Origin of the sequence: Croceibacter atlanticus HTCC2559 (assembly GCF_000196315.1) — a bacterium.
Lineage (GTDB): Bacteria > Bacteroidota > Bacteroidia > Flavobacteriales > Flavobacteriaceae > Croceibacter > Croceibacter atlanticus.
The window spans coordinates 1,020,773-1,041,525 of sequence record NC_014230.1 but is presented as its reverse complement, the minus strand read 5'-3'; the positions used below and the strand labels follow the sequence as shown (position 1 = coordinate 1,041,525).

Genomic DNA, 20,753 nt, shown 5'->3' with positions numbered 1-20,753 from the left:
GTTTTAAGCTTTCTCTATAGTGTACTTTACTTTAAACACTTTTCCGAAGTTTTGTGGTACCATTGTCGTCTTCTTGTAATTTAAGGTCTTAATTACAAACTGTTTTACCTGTGTGTTCTTTGTAGCTACATCTAAAACTACCAACTCTCCATTAGAGTTAATTGTAAAAGTAATTGTACTGCTTATTGAAGCGTTGTCTACTTCAACAGTTGGGTTTTCTAACAATACCATAACTTGCTCTCTAAGCTGTTCTTTGGCATCATCTTCAAGAGGATCTGTGTTTGCAAAAGATGAGGTTAATGTCATCAGGCTTACTGCAATAATTGTAATTAGCGTTTTCATTTTTTTTGATTTTTTTTATTGATTAATAAATGACAATGCTAATATACCAAGGTATGTTAATCCACTCAAAAACATTCAATTAAGCAATCATAACCATAAGGTTGTCACTAAATTAAATCAGCATATAATTTACATTTCGGTTACAATTCATTTATTCTCATTAATTAAATTAAGGGACTATTTTTATAGCAATTAAAAGCATCCTTTTATATGTTATTTGTATATGTATTAAGGGAAACAGTATGTTTAAAATAGGTTTAAAAATTACAAATGTTATCTTATCTTAACCAATAGAAAATAAGTGCATTTTTATGACAACCAATTCATCTACATTACACCTTGCTTTAGCCCAAATTTCTCCAGTATGGCTAAATAAAAAAGCCACTACAGAAAAAATAATAGACACTATAAATAATGCTGGAAAAGAACAGGCAGAGTTAATAGTATTTGGAGAAGGTGTTTTACCTGGCTACCCACATTGGTTAGCTTACACCAATGGCGCTGGTTGGAATTTAGACACTAATAAAACTTTGCACGCACATTATTGTAATAATGCAGTATGTATAGAGGATGGTGACTTAGATGAAATTTGCAGTACGCTAAAATCTCACAGCATGTCATGTTATCTTGGCATTATAGAACGCCCTAAGGATCGTGGTGGTCATAGCCTATATGCGTCTTTAGTGTTTATAAATTCAGATGGAGAGATTAAGTCTGTTCACAGGAAATTACAACCTACTTATGATGAACGCCTAACGTGGTCTCCAGGAGATGGTCATGGCTTACAAGTACACAAGCTTAAGCAATTTACAGTTGGCGGTCTTAATTGCTGGGAAAATTGGATGCCTTTACCTAGAGCTTCTCTTTATGCACAAGGTGAAAATTTACATATTGCTGTTTGGCCTGGCAGTGAGCATAACACAAAAGATATTACGCGTTTTATAGCTAGAGAGTCTCGTTCTTTTGTCGTTTCTGTGTCGAGTGTTATGACCACTAAAGATTTTCCTGAAGACACACCTTTTTTAAATGACATATTAAAAAATGCACCAACACAACTTAGTAATGGTGGTTCTGCAATTGCTGGCCCAGATGGTGAATTTCTTTTAGAGCCAATAATTAATAAAGAAGGTATAATTTATAAAACTATAGATTTTAAGAGCGTATATAAAGAGCGCCAAAATTTTGATCCTGTTGGGCATTACTCAAGACCAGATGTTACACAACTGCACGTTAATAGAGAACGCCAAAGCACAGTGGTTTTTAAAGACTCAAAATAAGCATATAATAGAGATAATGACTTTGCAACTTTTAAAACCGCACTGTTATTAAAAAGCTTTCATCAAGATTTCACTTCTCTTTTTAGTATTTACTAAGTTTGCGTAGACAGCTTTTTTAACCTTAATAAAAGTTAATAGAAAGCGAAACGCCTCGCAAAAGCGAAGCGTTTCATATTTTGGTTTTAGGTTAACCCGTATAGACAAAACTCTAAAAAAGCAATGATGAACAAAATTTATGCTATAAAGGTTACCTCAAATATGACTAAAAAAAGTCAGACATACAACCGCATATTATAGATTTAACATTAGCAACACTTTAACTGCCAAGTAAATGTACTTATTAGACGAGACGTTATGGTTCCCCAATCCGAGTGAAGCTAATCAAGATGGCTTGTTGGCTGTAGGCGGAAATTTATCTCCAGAACGTTTGTCATTAGCCTATAACTCTGGTATTTTTCCTTGGTTTAATGATGACGAAATGATTATGTGGTGGTCACCAAATCCAAGGATGGTGTTATTTCCAAAAGAACTAAAAGTTCATAAAAGTATGCGCCAATTATTTAATCAACAAAAGTTTAAAGTAACATACAACACCCATTTTAAAGATGTTATAACTGCGTGTTCTGAAATTGAGAGACCAGACCAAGACGGTACTTGGATTACATCTCAAATGATTGATGCTTATACAGAATTACACCACCAAGGTGTTGCAACGTCTGTAGAGGTTTGGCAAGACAATTTACTGGTAGGCGGTTTGTATGGCATTTACCTAAAAGACAAACACCTGTTTTGTGGAGAAAGTATGTTTACAAAAGTTAGTAACGCCTCAAAATACGGGTTTATATCATTAGTGAGAAAACTTGAAAGCGAAGGTGTAAAACTTATTGATTGCCAGATGCACACTAATCACTTGGAACGTCTAGGTGCTAAAGAAATTTCAAGGGAATCGTTTTTAGAGTTTCTAAAATAGTCAAGTATTACATTGAGACTATAAGCCCTAAATTTAGAAACATGCGTTGTTCTGTAGTATTAAAATAATTTTCAAACCTATATTCAATATCACCTTGTAACTTCATATTCTTATAAAGCTGATAGCCCAACCCTAAAGTAAAACGTTGGTCTATTTCTGGTTTCGCTTTCTCACTAAAACTTGACAGAGCTTCGGTTGATATTACACCATAAAATTCTTTCGTATCTAATTTTAAACCACTTAGTGGTGCATCTAAAGCAATCCTATATCGAGTTCTAATAACAGTTTCGCTATCATAAATACGCTCATCTACCTTTATGCGATGACCTATCCTAATAGCATTAAAAGGTTTTGCGTAGCTATATTGTTGAGACACTCTAAGCTCATTCCCTTTATTAGCTTCAAAAGGATTTCTAAATCTATACATTACCCCTAAACTTAGAGTTGCATAAAAGCCTACCTCATAACTTGTATTATGAGAAAACTCTACATGTTGACTATCAAACTTTAATGGTGAATTACCAATAGACTCGGTTAATAAGGTTCTATATTCTGTGCCAAAATTATAAGACCAACGCGTTTCTGTTTTTATATTGAGTTTAATTGAAGATTGATTTAATAGCGTTGTACCATCTTGAGCTGTGCCCAAAAAGCCAAGACATAAAAACACACCTAGTAATACTTTAGAAAATAAGGAAATCATAAGAACGTCTTAGTATATCTCTACGGTTTAAAACTTCGCCTCTTGCATTAAAAAGAATCTCCATTTTTTTAAGCTTCCCTTTTTGTTTTATAGCAACTATTAACTCATAGTTTTCTTGTTTAGTTTGAGTTTTATTTAATGCTTTTTCTAAAGTTTCTTTTGGGTTATTTATATGGTTGTACTGGCATTGTAGTTTCTCTAGCTTCCAACGTTCGTAGTTGGAGTCTAAATTTAATTTAATTGCTTCCCAAAGTGCTTTTGGAAGTTTATTTTTTGAGAGCTTAAGCTCAACATCCTCTAATTTACCTTCATTATTAAACTCTGCGCTATAATGACTACTTTCATATTTAAACTTAGCTTCAAAACTTTGGTTGTCGCCATCAAATTCTTTGTAGTATTTAAGTCGATTAAATTCTTTTTTAAATGGTGAGATTAACGACAAAGCTTCAGCAGGAAAGTCAGCATCAGAAATACGTTTCTCGTATTCTTTTTTAACTTGGCTAAATCCTGTAGCCGTTAAAAAGAAAACAACTGTATATAACGCATATTTATACATTGTATTCATTTATAATTTAACTTCGTTATACCTAAAACAATTAACCTCGTGATCATTCACCATTCCTGTGGCTTGCATATGTGCATAAATTACGGTTGAACCTACAAATTTAAATCCGCGTTGTTTTAAATCTTTACTTATAGTATCGCTTAAAGGTGTGTTTGCTGGTGCTTCTTTATAATGCTTAACGGCATTTTGTATTGGCTTATGGTTTACAAAACCCCAAATGTATTTTGAAAAGCTACCAAACTCATCTTGCACCTTCATAAATTGTTGGGCATTAGTTATGGTGGCCTTTATTTTCAATCTGTTTCTTACAATACCAGCATCTGCCATAAGACGCTCAATGTCTGTTGAGTTATATTGCGCTATTTTTTTATAATCAAAGTTTTGAAATGCAGCCCTAAAATTTTCACGCTTTCTAAGGATGGTTATCCAACTTAAACCCGCTTGAAATGTTTCTAGGATAAGAAACTCAAACAACTGGTCTTCGTCATACAAAGGAACACCCCATTCTAAATCGTGATAAGCCTCATACAAAGGATCTCCTATACACCAACCACAGCGATGCTTTTCCATATCTTTATTATAAATTGTGAGTAAGTAAAAATAAGGCTTACCGACAGATTATAAAAATTAGTGATTATGAGTTCAGCAGTGCTTCAAATAGTAAAAGAAAGTTTAAAAACAGGAATGTCTTATGACACTTATAGAACATTGGTGTCTAACTTAATACTTCAAAACAAGTCTACAGGAAATGAACAAACTGAAGCATTGTTAGATTACAGCGTGTTAAATGACAGACGTATGAAGCGTCTTGGTAAGACCATTAAAATTTCTGAAAAGGCACAGCAAAAATTTGAAGCCTTTAAAACACCTATTACGTTTTTAGTTATTACTGAAGGTTGGTGTGGAGATGCTGCTCAAATTTTACCTGTAATTCAAAAAATTGTGGAACTCAATTCTAATTTCAACTTAAAGATTGTACTAAGAGATGAACATCCTGAACTTATGAGCTGTTTCTTAACCAATGGTGGGAAGGCAATTCCAAAGGTTATTTTATATAATGAAGCTACAGATAGTATTGATGCAGATTGGGGACCAAGACCATCTGTTGCCACAAAAATGGTAGCAGACTACAAAGCGTTACACGGTGCTTTAGATCCTGAATTTAAAGAGCACTTACAGGTTTGGTATAATAAAGATAAAGGAGAAACTATAATAAACGACTTCTTAACGCTTTTGGAGCCCAAGATTATTTTAGCTTAATTAATTCTGAAATTGGTACGTAATTGTACCTTTTTGATTGTCTTTTGAAGCGTCTTCACTAAACCGAGCACGTTCTGCATAATATAATGCTTCATCTACCAAACACCCGTTACTAGTCGTTGATTGAGACCTATTATAGTCTGTTTTTGTAACCAACCCGTATTCATTTACAGTAATATTTATAACAACAGTACCTTCTTGATCACACGTGTATATTGGGTTAGGTATCTTAATTTTGTCTCTAGTAGGTAAGTAATAAGAAATATTACTTCTTCTGTTACTTTTATATTTAGAAGTTGTCTGCTTTGCATCTGCTTTAGAGATTGGCTTACTAGTTTCTTTAGCATTGCCTTGACCACTATCTAAATCTGCAGAACCTGAAGAGTTAGAGCTTTCTAAAGCTTCACGTTGTTCTGCATTACGCTCAATAATGTCTTGCATCCTACTTTCAAAATCTTCATCTGTAACTTGCTCGCTTTCGTTAAACGCTTCATTGGTAACAGACTTTGTGATTTTAGTTGTTTGTGGTTTTGGAGGTAGTTCTTCCTGCTCTTTAATTTGAGCTAATTGTTCTTCTATATCTAACTCCATAAGTAATTCTTTTTGCTTTTGTTCCTGGTTCATTTTAAAACTGAACAATGCAATTATTAATACGCCCACAAATGCTATGGACAATAAAAGGGCTTTATGTGAGTTCGTTAAATTCAAGTGTGTAAATATAATTCTTAAAAACACTAATTCTCCTCAAAATCAGGCAATAACCGTGCAAAATCTTCTATTTTTAACGCGTCATTAACGTTAAAGTCCCCTATTTTAGTACGTCTTAACACACTAAGATGTCCTCCAGATTGTAATGCCTTTCCAAAATCATTAGCCAAGCTCCTAATATAAGTCCCTTTACTACACGTTACTCTAAACTCTACATTTGGCATATCGATATTGGTTATTTCGAATGCTGAAATATGTACTTGCCTTTTAGGAATATCCACAGTTTCACCTTTTCTCGCGTGTTCGTAAAGACGAACGCCATCTTTTTTTAATGCTGAAAATATAGGTGGCTGTTGTAAAATATCACCGGTAAATTGGGCTGTAGTGTTGTGTATTAAATCTGCCGTGATGTGAGATATATCAAAGTTTTCATTAACCACTGTTTCAAGATCATAACTAGGAGTGGTTGCACCTAAAGTAATTGTGCCAGTATATTCTTTTTCCTGTCCCATTAACTCATTAATGGTTTTGGTAAACTTTCCAGTACAGATAAGTAGCAATCCCGTTGCTAATGGATCTAACGTTCCTGCATGACCTACTTTTATCTTTTTAATATCGCAGGATTTTCTAATCATCCAACGCACTTTGTTCACCACTTGAAAAGAGGTCCACTCTAAGGGTTTATCAAGTAAAAGAACTTGACCTTCTTTAAATTTTTCTGCAGAAAATTGACTTTGAGACATGTGAAAATTTGAGTTTCAAAGGTAAGAATTCTTAAAAAATACTATTGAAAATAGGCAACGCCAATTGCTATTAAACCTACAACAAGGCAATAGATAGCAAAATAAGACAGTTTACTTTTCTTAACTAATTTTATCATCCAGGTACACGCAACAAGACCTGCTACAAACGCAGATATAAAGCCAATAATTAAGACCAAATTATTTGAAGACGTAGTTGTTATGTCTCCACTCATAATGTCTTTCGCAATTTTACCTAAGATTAATGGCACTACCATTAAGAAAGAAAATCGAGCTGCTTTGGTTTTGTCTATTCCTAGTAGTACCGCTGTTGATATGGTTGCACCACTTCTTGAAATTCCAGGTAAAATAGCTATTGCTTGAGAAATTCCTATAGTTAATGCATTTGGAAAAGAGACATTCTTATTGGTGTCTTTAGCTTTGTCTGCCAACCATAATAACAAGGCTGTTACAATAAGCATAAAGCCTACAAACAAGATATTGCCATTAAATAAAGCTTCAATCTCCTCATCAAAGAGAACACCTACCACAGCAGCAGGTATCATTGATAAAATAATTTTTAAGGAGAACTTTAAATCGTCATTCCATTTAAATTGAAACAAGCCTTTTAAAATATCTAAAATGTCTTTTCTGTAAACAACAATAGTACTTAGTGCAGTTGCAAAATGAACTACTACGGTAAACAACAAAGATTCACTTGGTAAACTTGTGTCACCTAAAATTGCTTTTCCTAATTCTAAATGCCCACTAGAAGATACGGGCAAAAATTCTGTAAGACCTTGTATAATACCAAGTAAGAGTGCGTCTAATTCGCTCATAAGTAAATTTTAACGCTTATTTTTTCTTTTTATTTGGGTTTAAAAGGATTGCATACACCTCAATCCCAAAACCTAATAAGACTAAAAATGGCGCTAAACGTATGCGTCTGAAGTTATAAATTTCTGGGTTAAACACATCTGGATCATCGCTGCCACCACCAGACATTAAGATAAACCCTAAAGCAATAACACCAAGGCCAATAGCCATAACCTGATAGTTTTTCTTTGTAAAGATAAACTTAGGTTCGCGTTGTTCTTTTCGTTTTTGTTCTCCCATAATTATTAAATTTCAGTACTCTTTTAGCGTTTATAACCCTTTGTGTAAAAAAGTATTTATAAGCTGCAAAGTAACATATTTATCTCTTAGAACTATATAAAGCGATATACCAAATTTTAAAAGGTAACTACTTAATAATACAGCTCATCTGTCTTTAAGTTTAAGAAACGCTGTGTTGCAAAAAACGTAGAAATCCAAGTGATTATTATACCTACAACAAACACACCCAAAAATAAAGCGCCAACTAAAATTGGATCGCTCAAAATATTTAATTCTGGAAAGCTCTCGTTTAAGTAATATAAAATTGCCGCCATACCACAAAGTGCCAAAAATGCGCCAAGCATTCCTAATCTTACACTCTTCCATATAAACGGTCTTCGTATAAAACGTTTAGTAGCACCAACCATTTGCATAGTTTTAATAGTAAAACGTTTACTATATACCGAAAGCCTAATAGAGCTATTTATAAGTAATACAGCAATAAAAGTAAATATGCCGCTTATTACCAAAACCCAAAATGTAACTCGTTTTACGTTATCATTTAATAATGAAATTAAAGGCTTGTCATAGGTAACTTCATCAACAAAATCTTTAGCAGTAATCTCTGTTGAAATTTCTTCAATTCTTTCAGACGTTACATAATCGGCATTCATAAAAACATCTATACTATTCTGTAAAGGGTTGTAGCCCAAGAAATCCATAAAATTTTCACCAATATCTTGGCTATGTTGTTGTGCTGCTTCTTCTTTGCTTACAAATGTGGCAGATTTAGTATACTCTGCAAGCGCTAAACTCTTTTGCAGTTGTTTAATCTCTACATCCTTGGCATTATCTTTTAAGTAAATAGTTAATGCAATTTGTTCCTTAAAGTGATCTGCTACCTTTTTAGTGTTTAAAACTAAAAGACCTAGCAATCCTAATAAAAATAGGACAAGAGAGATACTAATTACCACTGAAAAGTAGGACGTAATCAAGCGGCGTTTTTGATAACGTTCAAAAGACGATTTGCGAGCCATTTGTAGGTTTGTTTTGGTAAAAATACTAAAGAAATCGGTTCTGCTTAACTAACAACGTTCAAAGTTTACGTTGTCGTACATTAATGTTATTTTTGCAGCTTCAAAATCTAATTATCAGACATCTATTTATTAAAAATAGGTTTAACAGCATACACATCACAAATGAGCAATTACCACTTTAACGAGATTGAAAAAAAATGGCAACAGTATTGGTCCAAGAACGGTACATTTCACGCTAGTAATACTAGCGAGAAGCCAAAGTACTATGTGCTAGATATGTTTCCTTATCCTAGTGGTGCTGGCTTACACGTAGGGCATCCTCTTGGGTATATTGCAAGTGATATTTATGCGCGATACAAACGTCATAAAGGATTTAATGTATTACACCCACAAGGTTATGATTCATTTGGTTTGCCTGCAGAGCAATATGCTATACAAACAGGACAACACCCAAGAATTACTACAGAAGAAAATATAAAAACCTACCGTCGCCAATTAGACCAGATAGGATTTTCTTTTGACTGGAGTAGAGAGTTAAGAACAAGCGAACCAGAATTCTATAAGTGGACGCAATGGATTTTTACTGAACTGTTTAATCACTATTATGACAATGATTCTGATAAAGCTGAATCTATTGAAAGCCTTATCAAGCGATTTGAAACTGAAGGTAACTCTAATGTAAATGCCGTTTGCGATGCAGACACTGAAACATTTTCTGCTGAAGAATGGAGCAACTATTCTGAAAAAGAACAAGCAGATATTCTACTAAAATATCGCCTTACCTATTTAGCTGAAAGTGAAGTGAACTGGTGTCCAGAATTAGGAACTGTTCTCGCTAACGACGAAATCGTCAATGGTGTTTCAGAACGTGGTGGCTTTCCTGTTGTTCGTAAAAAAATGACACAATGGAGTATGCGAATTTCAGCCTATGCTGAACGTCTATTACAAGATTTAAATGATATAGATTGGCCAGAACCACTTAAGGAGTCACAACGCAATTGGATTGGAAAATCGATTGGTGCCCACGTAGATTTTAAAGTAAAAGGGCACAATGAAAAAATAGGCGTGTTCACAACACGTCCAGATACCATTTTTGGTGTGACGTTTATGACATTAGCTCCAGAACACGAGTTAGTAGCAAAATTAACTACACCAAAACAAAAAGACGCTGTTGAAGCTTATATAGAAAAGACTGCAAAGCGAAGTGAACGTGAGCGTATGGCCGATGTGAAAACCATTAGTGGTGTATTTACAGGAGCTTATGCAGAGCACCCATTCACTAAAGAACCGGTTGCCATCTGGATTGGTGATTACGTTTTAGCAGGTTACGGTACAGGTGCTGTAATGGCGGTACCTTGTGGTGACCAACGTGATTATGATTTTGCCAATCATTTTGCGGGACAAGAAGGTATGACACCAATTGTAAACATTTTTAAGGATGTTGATGTTTCTGAAGAAGCCTTTGCAGATAAAGAAAAAACTATAATTACCAATTCTAACTTTTTAAATGATTTGCCGTACAAAAAGGCAATGAAATTGGCTATTTATAAATTAGAGGAACAAGGATCTGGGCAAGGACAAACCAATTATAGATTACGTGATGCGGTATTTAGCCGTCAACGTTATTGGGGAGAACCATTTCCTGTATATTATAAGAATGGCATTCCTCAAATGATTGAAGAGAAGCATTTGCCTATCACTCTACCTGAAGTAGAAAAATATTTACCTACAGAAGAAGGCGAGCCACCTTTAGGTCGTGCAGATGTTTGGGCTTGGAACACAGAAAATGCCCAAGTTGTAAGTAATGACTTAGTAAATAGTGACACTGTATTTCCATTAGAATTAAATACAATGCCAGGTTGGGCTGGAAGTTCATGGTATTTCTTTAGATATATGGAAAAAGCAATGCGCAACGAAACCTTTGCCAGCAAAGATGCTATGAACTACTGGCAAGAGGTAGATTTATACATTGGTGGTAGCGAACACGCTACAGGTCACCTGCTATATGCACGTTTTTGGACAAAATTCCTGTATGACATCAAAGCAGTTCCTGTAAAAGAATTTGCCAAGAAGTTGATTAATCAAGGAATGATTTTGGGGACAAGTGCTTTTGTTTATAGAAAAGAAGAGACCAATGTATTTATTTCTAAAAATTTAATTGGTGATGAGAACGTTCAGCCAATACATGCAGATGTTAGTATGGTAAACGCTTCAAGCGAATTGGACCTTGAAGCATTTAAAGCTTGGAGACCAGAGTTTAAAGATGCTGAATTTATATTAGAAGACAATAAATATATAGTTGGTCACGAAGTTGAAAAAATGTCTAAATCTAAATACAACGTTGTTAATCCAGATGATATCTGTGCACAATATGGTGCAGATACATTAAGATTATATGAGATGTTTTTAGGTCCGCTTGAGCAAGCCAAGCCTTGGAATACAGCTGGTATAACAGGTGTGCACTCGTTCTTAAAGAAATTATGGAAACTATATCATAACGGCGAGAACTTTGAAGTGACAGATGCAGAACCAAATAAAGAAAGTTTAAAAACTCTTCATAAAACCATCAAAAAAGTTGAAGAGGATATTGAGAATTTCAGCTTTAATACATCGGTTTCTACGTTTATGATTGCTGTAAATGAATTATCATCTCAAAAATGTAATTCGAGAGCTATTCTTGAACCATTGGCAGTTTTAATTTCACCTTATGCACCTCATATTGCAGAAGAGTTGTGGGAAAAACTAGGGCACAGCACTTCTATAGCTACTGCAGAATTTCCAAAATTTGAAGAAAAACATTTGGTAGAAAGTAGCAAAGCCTATCCTATTTCTTTTAATGGAAAAATGAGATTTACTATGGAGTTACCATTAGACCTTAGTAAAGATGACATAGAAAAAGCAGTAATGGCACACGAGAAAACAGCAGGATACCTAGATGGCAGAACCCCTAAAAAAGTTATTGTAGTTCCAGGAAAGATTGTAAACATTGTTGGGTAAGCTAGATATCAGGAATTACGAATAGAAATTAGTCTTTTTTCTTGTCATTCTGAACTTGATTCAGAATCTGCGTCAAGTAAAAAAATCTACTTAAAAGATTCCGTATCGTTGCTTGAAATAATAATAATTAAGCGATAAATTAGTGTCTATGAAATCCGAAATAAAAACATTCAACAGCGCTAAAGAAGCGCCTTACGATGCTATTTGTGACAAGCTTGCTCATATTATTGACATGAATCTTAACTATACCGAATCTAAAATATGGCATGCACATCCGGTTTGGTTTATTAATGGTAACCCTATTGTTGGGTATGGAAAATTGAAGCGTGGTTTGCGTTTAATGTTTTGGAGCGGACAATCTTTTGAAGAACCCAATCTAAAAGCAACTGGCACCTTTAAAGCTTCAGAAATTACCTATAATACTGTTGACCAGATTGATGCTGAAGACATTAAACACTGGCTAAAAAAAGCTGAAGATATTCAATGGGACTATAAAAACATAATAAAACGAAAAGGAAAACTTGAACGTCTCGATTAATTGAAACTGCCATTTTGCCTTAACTTCATATTGGCAAATAATTTGCTATCTATTCTGTATATTTAATCAATTAAAACTTAGAACCTATGATGGGCTATTATATACTCGCGGGACTTATTATGCTAGTAAGCTGGTACGTGAGCAACAAATTAAAGACAAAATTTAAAACCTACTCTAAAGTACATTTACAAAATGGAATGAGTGGTGCAGAGATTGCTGAACGTATGTTAGCAGATCATGGCATAACAGATGTAAAAGTAATTTCGACACCAGGAATGCTAACAGATCATTACAACCCAAGTAATAAAACTGTAAATCTTAGTGAAGGTGTTTACTCTCAACGCAATGCAGCAGCAGCAGCAGTTTCTGCTCACGAAGTAGGACACGCAGTACAACACGCTAAAGCATATTCTTGGTTAACCATGCGTAGTAAGTTGGTGCCAATGGTAAGTATTGCTTCTAAATATTCTCAATGGGTAATTATGGGAGGTTTAGTATTAGCTGCAACAACCGCATTTGGTAATACTTTACTTTTAGTAGGTATTATTATGTTTGCTATGGGAACGTTATTTAGCTTTATTACACTACCAGTAGAGTATGACGCTAGTAACAGAGCATTAGCTTGGCTTGAGCGAGAAAACATTGTAACTCAACAAGAATTATCTGGTAGTAAGGATGCATTAAAATGGGCCGCAAGAACTTATGTAGTTGCTGCAGTAGGATCTTTAGCTACGCTACTATATTTTATTAGTATTTACTTAGGTAGAGACTAGTATATAACGTTATAAATTAAAAAAAGCAGAAGCATTTATTAATGCTTCTGCTTTTTTATTCTGCCTTTCAGCTACAGATTCAGTTTAAGTGCTATTTACTGCTGCTCGTTAAAATCATCATCATATTCTGGGTATAAAAAACTGTTGTAAGGAAAACGAGTAACATGTATTTCTCTAACTGCATTATAAACTGTTTTACGCAGTTCATCAAAGTTATCTTTATTTAATGCAGATATAAAGAGAGAACCATACTCGGTTCTGTTCATCCAAGTTTTCTTCCAATCTTCTAAAGTATTGTGCTTTGTAGTTTTCTCTGTATCTAAATCGTCTTCATCTATGGTTTCTGGCTCATAGGCGTCAATTTTATTAAAGACCATAATAGACGGTTTATCTGCACTATCTATTTCATCTAAAATCTGATTTACAGATGCAATATGCTCTTCAAAATTATGATGAGAAATATCAACAACATGCAACAGCAAGTCTGCCTCTCTAACTTCATCTAATGTAGATTTAAATGACTCGACTAACTGTGTAGGGAGTTTTCTAATAAACCCAACAGTATCTGTTAACAAGAACGGAAGGTTTCTTATTACTACTTTTCGCACAGTGGTATCTAATGTTGCAAAAAGTTTGTTTTCTGCAAACACCTCACTTTTACTAATTGCATTCATTAAGGTAGATTTTCCAACATTTGTATATCCCACCAAAGCAACGCGTACCAATTGGCCGCGATTACCACGTTGAACTTCCATTTGCTTATCTATCTTCTTAATCTTGTTCTTTAAAAGTGAGATCTTATCGCGTACTATACGTCTATCTGTTTCAATCTCTGTTTCACCAGGACCACGCATACCAATACCACCACGTTGTCTTTCAAGGTGTGTCCACAATCCTACTAATCTAGGCAGTAAATATTCATATTGTGCCAACTCTACTTGAGTACGAGCATAACTGGTTGTAGCGCGCTGTGCAAAAATGTCTAAGATGAGATACGTTCTATCTACAACTTTACATTTTAAAATGCGTTCTAAATTTTTTTGCTGTGCAGGAGACAATTCATCATCAAAAATGGCAGAACCTACTTCGTGTTCTTCAATAAACTGTCTTACAGTTTCTAACTTACCACTATTTATAAATGTCTTAGGGTTAGGATGTTCTAATTTCTGAGTAAAACGCTTTAGCACTTCACCTCCAGCCGTATAGGTTAAAAACTCTAACTCGTCAAGATATTCTTTAGATTGCTCTTCGTCCTGCAATTGGGTGATGACACCTATGAGGACAGCACTTTCATATTCTGTTGTATTCTTTTCTAGCATCTTACAAAGATACAAAATATCAGATTTGCTAAATAAAAATGAATATTAACTAGTATTAGATAATCCCATAGGCTTACACAAGATTACTGTTGGGAAATTGTATTTTTAAATTATAAACTGAAACTGCAGATGAAGCTACCTAACTTTTTTAAGAAAAAGAAAAAATCTCTATATACCATTGCCTTTTATAATGTTGAAAATTTATTTGACCACATACAAGACACCAATATTTTAGATACCGATTTTATACCAACCTCAGATAGAAAATGGGATCAAAACAGGTATGAGAAAAAGTTAAATAAAATTGCCAAGGTTATCGCTTCAATTGGCACTTCAGATACACACAAGCATCCGCCATTAATTATTGGCCTAGCTGAAGTTGAAAATAAAAAAGTATTGAAAGACCTTGTTAATACAGAAGCCTTGAGTTCTCTTAAATATGACTTTGTTCATTACAACTCTCCAGACGAACGTGGCATAGACACGGCTTTACTTTATAGGAAAAACTACGTTAACATTACTCAATCTAAATCACACGAGCTGTATATTGAAACTCCTGAGGGCATTAGAGACTTTACAAGAGACATATTACAAGTTTCTTGTACATTACTACAGGAGCAAATTACTTTTTTAGTTAATCATTGGCCCTCAAGGAGAGACGGTTCTGGTCTTACAGAGTATAAAAGAGTAAATGCTGCATCTAAAAATAAGGCTATTTTAAGAGCGCTATCTAAAGAGCAACCCAATCAACGATTTATTGTTATGGGAGATTTTAATGATGACCCACATGATAATTCAATTAAAAGCTTAATTGAGTTTGGTTTGTATAACCCTATGGAAACGCTTCTCACAAAATCTAAAGGAACCACTAAATACAAAGGACATTGGAACTTGTTTGATCAAGTTATTATAAGTCACTCATTTTTAAAATATCAAAAGAAAAAATTAAACTTTAAGAGTGCCTCAATATATGATCCGGAGTTTTTAAAACAACGGCATGGAAAGTATAAAGGAACACCACATAGAACTTTTGGTGGCAGAAACTATACAGGTGGATATAGTGATCATTTTCCGGTTTACGTAACATTAGAAAAATTAGAATAATGCAATAGTATGTAAGAAACACTTAAAATTCACTTACACTTTCAGTATTTCTTTATCGGTTAAAACAGGTTTTTTATAGAAATATGAAAAAAATATTAAACCTAATATTAACTAAATTTTATGATAATATTACGATTTTAAGGTGGTTCAAATTTAACTATTCTCATAAATATTGTTATTTAATTGTCATATTATTATCAAATCATTCAAATTACATAAAATATGTACAGTTAAAATGTTAACAAAGGTTTAGTATTCCTGATGAATTATATATATTCACGACTTCATAACAAATTATAAGATAAATGATGAAAAAATTACCTTTTCTATTGTTTGTATTAGCCATAACATTTCCAGTTATGACCTTTGGACAAACAATTATTGATTGTAGTGCTGGAACGGTTTCCCAAACCTATTGTTACGGAAATAGCGACAACACCCAATTAGTATTTCAAAGCAACGATGGTTTCCCCTTAACACTTACCTTTATAAGTGGAGAAACAGAACAAACTTTTGACGAAGTATTAGTCTTAGATACAGACGGTACAAATCTTAATGAAGACAACCCTTATGGTAACTCAGGAGATTTGTCAGGTTTTACCTGGACTTCTACAGGAGACACTATCACCCTACAAATACAGTCAGACTCGTCTGTAAGTTGTTCAAGTGGTTCTCAAGATGAGTGGAATTTTGAAATTGGCTGTCAAACGTGTATAGCTCCTACTATTGATTTTAATGTTGTTAATGGAAATTGTGACAACTTTGAATATAGTGTAGAGGTAAACGTTTCAGATTTTGGTAGCATAAGCTCTTTAAATATATCTGATAACCTTGGTGGTGCAGGAGAAATTTTAAATGATGTTGGTACTGTGGTTCTTGGACCATTTGCTGCATCAGACGAAGTAATTATAACTGCCGCTAGTGAAGACCCTAATTGTGTTGAAATTAGTGAGCCCTTATCTTTCTTATGTCCACCGCCACCTAACGAGTGTTCTATAGTATACGCTGGTGAAGATTTAGAAGTGGTGTGCCCTAGCCCAGAAGTAACACTTACTGCAAATGTTCATGCTAACGGTATAGACCTTCAAAACTATGATATTAATGAACTAGACGGATGTATTTTACCTCCAACTGGTGGAGATGGTACACCAACTAACTTAACAATTGATGACCGTTGGTCTGAAGTAATCGATCTTGGTTTCGATTTCTGTTTCTTTGGTGAAACTTATAGTCAAATACTTATTGGTGCAAATGGTCTTGTAACTTTCGATTTAGATGAAGCAGGCGCATTTTGCCCTTGGAACATAGATGCTGGAGACGCAATACCAAGTCCAGACATTCCTGTAAACTCTATTATGGGTGCTTGGCACGATATTAATCCAGCAATTTCTGGAGATCCTACACAAATACAGTATACTATTTTAGGATCTGCTCCTTCTAGACAATTTGTAATTAACTATACAGATGTTGTTCACTTCAGTGGTTCTTGTAGCAACTTTGAAACAACGCAACAAATTATACTTTATGAATCTTCCAATGTTATAGATATTAACCTTGTAGACAAGCCAGTTTGTACAGCTTGGAATGATGGGTTTGCTATTGCGGGTATTCAAAATGCAGATGGTACTATCGGTTTTGCTCCAGCTGACAGAAATGGTGGTGCTTGGGAAGCTCAAAACGAACTGTACAGATTTAGCTACGCTGGAGACAGTGCTTATATCTTTGAGTGGCAAGATGAAGACGGAAACGTTGTTGGTACAGATTTAGAATTAACTGTAACACCAACACAAACTACTACATATACTGCCTCTACAACTTACTTTAATTGTGATGGTACACCAAATGTGGTTACAGATGACGTTACTGTAACATTAAATGCAGATTTTGATTTAGAAGTTACAAGTGATGCTACAGATGGTTGTTTTGTTGGCAGTACAGATTTAACCGCTACTGTTTCTAACAACAGTTCAATGAGCACACCTACTTATGAATGGAGTACATCTGAAACTACACCTACAATTACCGTGACAGATCCCGGAACTTACACAGTAACAGTTACTGTAGATTCTTGTTCTCTTACAGAAAGTATTACAGTGGCAACAACTCCATTGTTTGATCTTGGAGCAGACATAAGCTCTTGTTTAGAAACTCCAGCAATATTAGATGCTACGCCAAGTAACTATCCACTTACAGATGTGACTTTCCAGTGGTTTTTAGATGGTAATGAATTATTAACTGAAACAGATGCTACTCTTTCTGCAACACAACTAGGTACATATACCGTAACAGTTACAGCATTAGGAGCTTGTTCTGAATCTGATACACTTACTATTACGCCTGGTGATCTACCTATGATCGATCTTGGTGAAGATTTTGCATCTTGTTTAGTAGACCCTGTTGTTTTAGATGCAACACCTTCTAATTATGATCCTGCAGATGCAACATATGAATGGTCTTTAGATGGTACTGTTTTAACAGCAGAAACTAACCCTACACTTTCAGCTACTCAAAATGGTATATATTCTGTTTTAGTTACTGTTGGTGCTTGTGAATCTACAGATGAAATTACTATCGCAGATGGTGAAGCTCCTATAGTAGATTTAGGTGAAGATTTTGCATCTTGTCTTGTAGATCCATTTGTTTTAGATGCAACACCTTCTAATTATGCTCCAGCAGATGTAACTTTTGCTTGGTCTTTAAATGGCACATTACTTACAGATGAAACAGATGCTACTCTTTCTGCTACAGAAAATGGTACTTACTCTGTAATTGTAAGTTTAGGAACTTGTTCAACTACAGATACTATTACTATTAATGATGGTGAATCTCCAGTTTTTGATTTAGGAGATGATTACTCAACTTGTTTTATTACTCCAGAAATGTTAGATGCTACACCTTCTAATCACGATGTTGCAGACGCAACTTTTGAGTGGACATTAGATGGAAGTGTATTAACAGGAGAAACTAACGCAACTTTAGATATAACCTCTGTAGGAGTTTACGCAGTTACAGTTACAGTTGGAAATTGTGTAGACACAGATTCTATTACTATAACAAATGGAGTTGCTCCAGATGTAGATTTAGGAGTAGATTTTAACAGCTGTTTTGTAGACACTGCTGTTTTAGATGCTACACCTTCAAATTATGATGTAGCAGACACAACGTTCGAGTGGTCTTTAGATGGCAATGTATTAGCTGCAGAAACAGATGCTACTCTTACGATATCTCAAACAGGAGTTTACAGTGTTGTTGTTACTACAGGAACTTGTACAGCAACAGACTCTATTACTATTCAACAAGGAGATGCTCCTGCTGTTGACCTTGGTGCAGACTTCACATCTTGTTTCCTAACACCAGAAATTTTAGACGCTACACCAAGTAATTATGATGTAGCAGACTCGACATTCGAGTGGTCTTTAGATGGTACAGTATTAACTGGAGAAACAGATGCTACACTATCAACTACAGACTTAGGTACGTATAGCGTTACTGTTACTTCTGGAGAATGTACATCTACAGATTCTGTTACAATTACAGAAGGTGAGGCACCAGCAATTGAATTAGGAGAGAATTTTGAAACTTGTTTTGAAACTCCTGAGGTTTTAGATGCAACACCTAGTAACTATAATGTTGCAGATGTAACTTTTGAGTGGTCTTTAAATGGTACTGTTATTTTTGGAGAAACCAACGCAACTCTAGAAGCTATAGAAGATGGTAACTATACAGTTGTAGTTACTGCAGGAGCTTGTAGCAGTTCAGATAATGTAACATTAAACTTAAGAGATGATATAACTGTTCAAATAAACAGTGGAGAAGACACTGTATTTGGTTGCGGCGGAGACAACATTACTCTTACTGCAGTTGCAAGTGAGTCTGGCGTAACTTACCAATGGTTTGAGGAAGATGGTACACCATTAACTGGAGAAACTAATGATACTCTAACTATTGAAATACCATCAGACCCGCAATCTCCTAGAGGAGTTTACGTAGTCGTTTCAAAAGGATCTTGTACAGGTAGCAACGCTATAGATGTACAGCGTTATGAAATAGATAACTGTAGAATCTCTCAAGGAATTTCACCAGACACTACTCCAGGATTTAATGACTGTTTAGATTTAGAATTCTTATCTGAAAGAACAGGAATTACATCATTAGAGTTGTTTAACCGTCACGGAAGATCTGTGTTCAAGAAAAACAATTACGTTGCAGACTGGTGTGGCCAATCTGATAATGGGGACAAGTTACCAACAGGAACATACTATTATGTAATTAAGCTTAATGGTGCAGACCCTGTATTTGGAGATATGCAAACGGGATGGATTTACCTAAACCGTAACGCTAACTAAACTAACTAGAACCAAAAATTTTATATTATTTCACTATGAAAAAACTACTGGTAATTTCGAGTTTTGTTCTGCTGTTTGCAAGTCAGTTTGCAACAGCTCAACAAGACCCACAATACACCCAATACATGTACAACATGAGTGTTGTAAACCCAGCATATGCTGGTATAAAAGAAAACTTAAATGTTGGTGTTTTATATAGAGACCAATGGAGTGGCTTTAGAGGCGCACCAAAAACATTTACTTTCTTTGCACACTCACCTGTTGGAGAAAAAACAGGATTAGGTCTTTCTGCAATTGCAGATGAAAATGGTCCTGTAAAAGAAACTAACGTTTATGCAGACTTTTCTTATCGCTTAGATTTAGGAGCAACTACCAAATTAGCATTTGGTGTTAAAGCAGGTGCTACATTTCACGATGTAGGACTTATAGATGTTGGTAACAACTCTCAAGACAATAACGATCAAGCATTTTCACAAAACTCAAATGAAACATTTGCTAATTTTGGTGCTGGTTTCTTATTATATGGAGACAATTGGTATGTAGGTGCTTCCATCCCTAACTTTTTAAATGCTACTCATTTAGAAATTAATGAAAATGGAAACGACCTAGAATTAGGTAATGAGGTTGAGCACTTATTTGCAACTGCAGGATATGTGTTTCAAGTTTCTGAAAACCTAAAATTTAAACCATCTGCTTTAGTAAAAACAGCATTTGATGCTCCTGTGTCTTTTGATGTAAATGCAAACTTTTTAATGTACGACAGATTAGAAATTGGAGCTTCATACCGTTTAGAAGATGCCGTTAGTGGTCTTATTAACATAAGAGCTACAGATTGGGTTCAATTAGGATTTGCCTATGACTACGTATTGTCAGACATAGGTGACTATGCACCTTCATCTTTTGAAGCTATGGTAATTTTTGATGTATTCTTTAACAAGAAAACATTCCGTTCTCCACGTTATTTCTAAACCCTCAAGAC

Annotated in this window: 19 protein-coding genes; 9 read left to right on the top strand and 10 right to left on the bottom strand. The window is 34.7% G+C overall.

Annotation, left to right across the window (positions count from 1 at the left end):
• Positions 1–3: 3 nt before the first annotated feature.
• Positions 4–342: a hypothetical protein gene (locus tag CA2559_RS04610; protein ID WP_013186683.1), complete on the bottom strand. Its 339-nt coding sequence runs from the start codon at positions 340–342 to the stop codon at positions 4–6.
• A gap of 311 nt (positions 343–653) precedes the next feature.
• Here CA2559_RS04610 and CA2559_RS04605 point away from each other — a divergent pair, with 311 nt between their 5' ends.
• Entirely contained in the window at positions 654–1,619 is a 966-nt protein-coding gene (locus tag CA2559_RS04605) for a carbon-nitrogen hydrolase family protein (RefSeq protein ID WP_013186682.1), read from the top strand.
• A 331-nt stretch (positions 1,620–1,950) separates the two neighbouring features.
• A complete protein-coding gene (gene aat, locus CA2559_RS04600; protein WP_013186681.1) occupies positions 1,951–2,589 on the top strand; it encodes a leucyl/phenylalanyl-tRNA--protein transferase in 639 nt (212 codons plus the stop codon).
• Between the two features lie 7 nt (positions 2,590–2,596).
• Here the strand turns inward: aat and CA2559_RS13535 are convergent, their stop codons facing one another.
• Genes CA2559_RS13535 through CA2559_RS04585 form a run of 3 tightly spaced genes read right to left on the bottom strand, consistent with a single transcriptional unit; the run spans position 2,597 to position 4,427 of the window.
• Positions 2,597–3,292 (bottom strand): DUF2490 domain-containing protein, encoded by a 696-nt coding sequence (locus CA2559_RS13535; RefSeq protein ID WP_013186680.1) that lies wholly within the window; start codon positions 3,290–3,292, stop codon positions 2,597–2,599.
• Entirely contained in the window at positions 3,273–3,857 is a 585-nt protein-coding gene (locus tag CA2559_RS04590; RefSeq protein ID WP_013186679.1) for a hypothetical protein, read from the bottom strand. Before CA2559_RS04590 ends, CA2559_RS13535 begins: the two co-directional genes overlap by 20 nt.
• Positions 3,858–4,427 carry a DNA-3-methyladenine glycosylase I gene (locus CA2559_RS04585; protein WP_013186678.1) on the bottom strand — a complete coding sequence of 190 codons (570 nt, stop codon included), beginning with the start codon at positions 4,425–4,427 and terminating at the stop codon, positions 3,858–3,860.
• Positions 4,428–4,493: 66 nt separating this feature from the next.
• Here CA2559_RS04585 and CA2559_RS04580 point away from each other — a divergent pair, with 66 nt between their 5' ends.
• Complete coding sequence (locus tag CA2559_RS04580) at positions 4,494–5,117, top strand: thioredoxin family protein (RefSeq protein WP_013186677.1); 624 nt, start codon at positions 4,494–4,496, stop codon at positions 5,115–5,117.
• Here CA2559_RS04580 and CA2559_RS04575 read toward each other — a convergent pair whose 3' ends face one another.
• The 5 genes from CA2559_RS04575 to CA2559_RS04555 form a co-directional block, all read right to left on the bottom strand.
• Entirely contained in the window at positions 5,118–5,741 is a 624-nt protein-coding gene (locus CA2559_RS04575) for a hypothetical protein (RefSeq protein ID WP_013186676.1), read from the bottom strand.
• 110 nt (positions 5,742–5,851) lie between these two features.
• On the bottom strand, positions 5,852–6,568 hold the full coding sequence (gene truB / locus CA2559_RS04570; RefSeq protein ID WP_013186675.1) for a tRNA pseudouridine(55) synthase TruB: 717 nt from the start codon (positions 6,566–6,568) through the stop codon (positions 5,852–5,854).
• 41 nt (positions 6,569–6,609) lie between these two features.
• Entirely contained in the window at positions 6,610–7,404 is a 795-nt protein-coding gene (locus tag CA2559_RS04565) for an undecaprenyl-diphosphate phosphatase (protein ID WP_013186674.1), read from the bottom strand.
• 16 nt (positions 7,405–7,420) lie between these two features.
• A complete protein-coding gene (locus tag CA2559_RS04560; protein ID WP_013186673.1) occupies positions 7,421–7,681 on the bottom strand; it encodes a DUF3098 domain-containing protein in 261 nt (86 codons plus the stop codon).
• A 131-nt stretch (positions 7,682–7,812) separates the two neighbouring features.
• Entirely contained in the window at positions 7,813–8,697 is an 885-nt protein-coding gene (locus CA2559_RS04555) for a cell division protein FtsX (RefSeq protein WP_013186672.1), read from the bottom strand.
• A 162-nt stretch (positions 8,698–8,859) separates the two neighbouring features.
• On the opposite strand from CA2559_RS04555, the gene leuS reads away from it, so the two are divergent.
• From leuS to CA2559_RS04540, 3 genes are all read left to right on the top strand, one after another.
• Positions 8,860–11,694, top strand: coding sequence for a leucine--tRNA ligase (gene leuS, locus CA2559_RS04550; RefSeq protein WP_013186671.1), 2,835 nt, complete (start codon positions 8,860–8,862; stop codon positions 11,692–11,694).
• Between the two features lie 148 nt (positions 11,695–11,842).
• Complete coding sequence (locus CA2559_RS04545) at positions 11,843–12,232, top strand: DUF1801 domain-containing protein (protein ID WP_013186670.1); 390 nt, start codon at positions 11,843–11,845, stop codon at positions 12,230–12,232.
• Positions 12,233–12,318: 86 nt separating this feature from the next.
• Positions 12,319–13,005, top strand: coding sequence for a zinc metallopeptidase (locus tag CA2559_RS04540; protein WP_041240914.1), 687 nt, complete (start codon positions 12,319–12,321; stop codon positions 13,003–13,005).
• Between the two features lie 95 nt (positions 13,006–13,100).
• Here the strand turns inward: CA2559_RS04540 and hflX are convergent, their stop codons facing one another.
• Entirely contained in the window at positions 13,101–14,324 is a 1,224-nt protein-coding gene (gene hflX, locus CA2559_RS04535) for a GTPase HflX (RefSeq protein WP_013186668.1), read from the bottom strand.
• A 129-nt stretch (positions 14,325–14,453) separates the two neighbouring features.
• Here hflX and CA2559_RS04530 point away from each other — a divergent pair, with 129 nt between their 5' ends.
• From CA2559_RS04530 to CA2559_RS04520, 3 genes are all read left to right on the top strand, one after another.
• Positions 14,454–15,428 carry an endonuclease/exonuclease/phosphatase family protein gene (locus CA2559_RS04530; RefSeq protein WP_013186667.1) on the top strand — a complete coding sequence of 325 codons (975 nt, stop codon included), beginning with the start codon at positions 14,454–14,456 and terminating at the stop codon, positions 15,426–15,428.
• A 305-nt stretch (positions 15,429–15,733) separates the two neighbouring features.
• On the top strand, positions 15,734–19,774 hold the full coding sequence (locus tag CA2559_RS04525; protein WP_083798857.1) for a gliding motility-associated C-terminal domain-containing protein: 4,041 nt from the start codon (positions 15,734–15,736) through the stop codon (positions 19,772–19,774).
• A gap of 35 nt (positions 19,775–19,809) precedes the next feature.
• A complete protein-coding gene (locus tag CA2559_RS04520) occupies positions 19,810–20,742 on the top strand; it encodes a PorP/SprF family type IX secretion system membrane protein (protein WP_013186665.1) in 933 nt (310 codons plus the stop codon).
• Positions 20,743–20,753: the final 11 nt, after the last annotated feature.